The 2,656-nt window shown below is 74.6% G+C and carries 4 protein-coding genes; 2 read left to right on the top strand and 2 right to left on the bottom strand.

Annotation, left to right across the window (positions count from 1 at the left end):
• Both AX737_RS03275 and AX737_RS03270 read left to right on the top strand, forming a co-directional pair.
• The coding region (locus AX737_RS03275) for a substrate-binding domain-containing protein (RefSeq protein ID WP_082772854.1) at positions 1–625 on the top strand (625 nt) is incomplete at its 5' end.
• 2 nt (positions 626–627) lie between these two features.
• Positions 628–1,176: a hypothetical protein gene (locus AX737_RS03270; protein ID WP_066918962.1), complete on the top strand. Its 549-nt coding sequence runs from the start codon at positions 628–630 to the stop codon at positions 1,174–1,176.
• 477 nt (positions 1,177–1,653) lie between these two features.
• On the opposite strand, the gene AX737_RS03265 is transcribed toward AX737_RS03270, so the two are convergent.
• Positions 1,654–2,133, bottom strand: coding sequence for a YidB family protein (locus AX737_RS03265; protein WP_066918960.1), 480 nt, complete (start codon positions 2,131–2,133; stop codon positions 1,654–1,656).
• A 284-nt stretch (positions 2,134–2,417) separates the two neighbouring features.
• Positions 2,418–2,656: hypothetical protein (locus AX737_RS03260; RefSeq protein ID WP_066918958.1), on the bottom strand; the 239-nt coding region annotated here is incomplete at its 5' end.

Raw genomic sequence — 2,656 nt, 5'->3', positions numbered from 1 at the left:
CGCCCGGCCTCGGCCAGCGCCCGCCGAGGTCTTCGCCTCCGCCAACATGGAGCACCCGCGGGCGCTGGCCGAGGCCGGGCGCGGCGGTCCGGCGGTGCTGTTCGCCCGCAACCGCCTCTGCGCGCTCGCGCGTCCCGGCTTGGCGACGACCGGCGCCGACATCGTGGACCGCATGCTCGATCCGCGGATCAAGCTGGGCACCTCGACGCCGGGATCCGACCCGTCCGGAGACTATGCCTGGGCGGTCTTCCGCCGGATCGACGCGCAGCGCCCCGGCAGCCTGGCCGTGCTCGCCGGCAAGGCGCTCCGGCTCACCGGAGGCCCGGCGAGTCCGAAGCCGGCCACGGAGCGCAGCGTGTACGGCACCCTCGTCGAGCGGGGCGAGGCGGACCTGTTCCTGACCTACTGCACGAACGCGCGCGTCGCGGCGCGCGAGGTCGCGGGCGCCCGGGTGGTGGACCTGCCGGAGGCGATCGCGGTGGGGGCCGATTACGGCCTCGCGGTGATGAACGGCGCCGCCGAGGGGGCCTATCGCCTCGCCCTGTTCATCCTGTCGCCCGAGGGCCAGGCGGTCCTGGCGCGGCACGGCTTCACGGCACCCAACACTCCGATGGAGGAGCGATGACGATGCGGCGTCCGACCAGCCTCCTGCGCGCGGCCCTCCTTTGCGCGGCAGGCTTCGCCGGAGCTCTCGTGGGGCTGCCGATCCTGTCGGCGGCCCCGGCGGTGGCGCAGGAGGTTCCTGCCTGCGAGCGCTTCGCCTGGTCCGTGCAGCGCGAGCTGGCCGCCTTCGCGGAGCCCAGCCTTCCCGTGCTCGCGCCGGGGGCGTCGCTGCCCGCCGGGACGATGGCGGTGAGCCTGCGGCTGAGGCCCGCCGCCGAGGCGAACTTTCCGGTCCCGCCCGAGCGCGCGCCGAAGCCCGACACCTTCGGCGGCTTCGTCACGGCGCCCGCGGTGCCGGGCGGCGTCTACCAGGTGACCGTCTCCAGCGAGGCGTGGATCGACGTCAGCCAGGACGGGCGGACGTCGCTCAAGTCCCTCGGCCAGAGCGGGCAGAAGGGATGTCCCTCGGTCCGCAAGAGCCTCCGCTTCCGGCTCGAGCCCGGGCCGGTGACGATCCAGCTCAGCGGCGCCCCGGTCGATCAGGTCGCCGTCGGCCTGTTCCGGGCCGATTGATGGGGCAGGCCCTCCCGGCCCGCGCCGCCACGGCGCACCCTCGCCCACCATCATCGACCTCTCAACGGAAGGCGTGTTCATTTCGAGCACGTAGAATCTGTCTTTCACGACCGGATCGCCGGGCCGGGGGGACGGTCGCGCCCGGTGCCGGGCGGCGGCCGGAACGCTCCCGTCCCGTGGTGCGGCGCGTATGAATCAGGTTCACGTCGCCTCCCAGATCGATCGCGACGCCGACGGCCGCGCGCCGCGGACGCTACCACCTTCGCGCAGGTCGCCCTTGCCCTGAACGAAGGCGGCGCGCCGAGCGCGCGGCGACCGCTGGTACCCGTCGTCGCAGGTGCGCCGGGTCGCGCAGCACATCGCGTCGGTCGCCTGAGCCGATCCTCCGCACCGCTCGCCGCGGCAGGTGCCCGGCGCCTGCCGAGCCCGAGGCTCCCGCCGGCGGGCGGAACCGGGATCTTCCCCGATCGCGGGCGGTCAGCCGAGCGTGGGAAGGCGCCCGTCCGGCGAGTAGCGGTCCACCGCCGCGGGCAGCTCGCGCGACAGCCGCGCGAGCAGCTCGCTCCGGCTCAGGCCGGTCCGCTCCTCGAGGGATGCGAGCGTCTCCGGCCCGATGACGCGCTCCAGCTCCGCCGCCCGGATGTCCCGGTTCGGCCCCGGGTTGATCCAGGACTGCGCGGTCTCGCCGTGGCCGCCCTTGCTGAAATGATCGACGAGCTCGCCGAGACCGCTCGCGATCAGGCTGCCGATGCCCGCCGATCCGACGCCGCCGAGCAGGCGGTCCAGGTTCGCCGGCATGCCGGTCGCGGGCGCGGCGTTCGGCACCTGCGGCACGGGCGAGCGGTGCGTCTCCCCGGCCTTGCCGCCGAGCCATTCGGCGATCTTGTCCCGGTTCTGGTAGCCGGCCACGGCCAGCAGGCCCAGCAGGGCGGTCATCGACGGATATCCCTTGCTCATCGGGTCGCCTCTCTCGTGTTTCGGTGTGGTTTTCGGTGTGGTGGCCGGCGGTGCCGGCCGGGGGACGGCCCCCGCCCCGGGGCGGGGACCGGTTCGCGGGATCGGATGCGGCGTGCGGCGCACGCGACGATCCTCCCCGACGACATCGCGTCGAGATGGATCGTGCGGGCATCGCCTGCGGCGACGGGGAGGCGCCGGACGTCGGTCTCACGCGGGTCGTCCGGTCCTGCGCGGGTCCTCCGGTCCCGTGTCGGGTCGGTGGCAGTCGGACGGGAGGGCGTGCGTCAGAGCTTGCTGACGAGCAGGCCGAGACCGAAGCCGACGAGGCCGGCCACGAGCAGCGAGGCGTGCGGGTAGGCGGCGGACCGGTCGTGGCCCTCGCGCAGGTAGTCGCGGCCGCGCTCGTAGGCATCCTCGGCGTGGTCGTAGGCCTCGTCCGCCGCGTGGCGGACCGCGTCCTTGGCCTGACCGTAGAGGTTCTCGGCCCGGCCGCCCGCCTCGCGCAGGCGGCCCTCGACCGAAT

The sequence above is a fragment of the Methylobacterium sp. CCH5-D2 genome (genome assembly GCF_001556475.1).
In the GTDB taxonomy this organism is placed as follows: Bacteria; Pseudomonadota; Alphaproteobacteria; order Rhizobiales; family Beijerinckiaceae; genus Methylobacterium; species Methylobacterium hispanicum.
This window is presented reverse-complemented; position numbering and strand designations above follow the sequence as displayed.

Excerpts from the sequence above, each read along its gene's own strand:
- AX737_RS03270 (WP_066918962.1), top strand. The coding sequence starts at position 628 with ATGCGGCGTCCGACCAGCCTCCTGCGCGCGGCCCTCCTTTGCGCGGCA.
- AX737_RS03265 (WP_066918960.1), bottom strand. The coding sequence starts at position 2,133 with ATGAGCAAGGGATATCCGTCGATGACCGCCCTGCTGGGCCTGCTGGCC.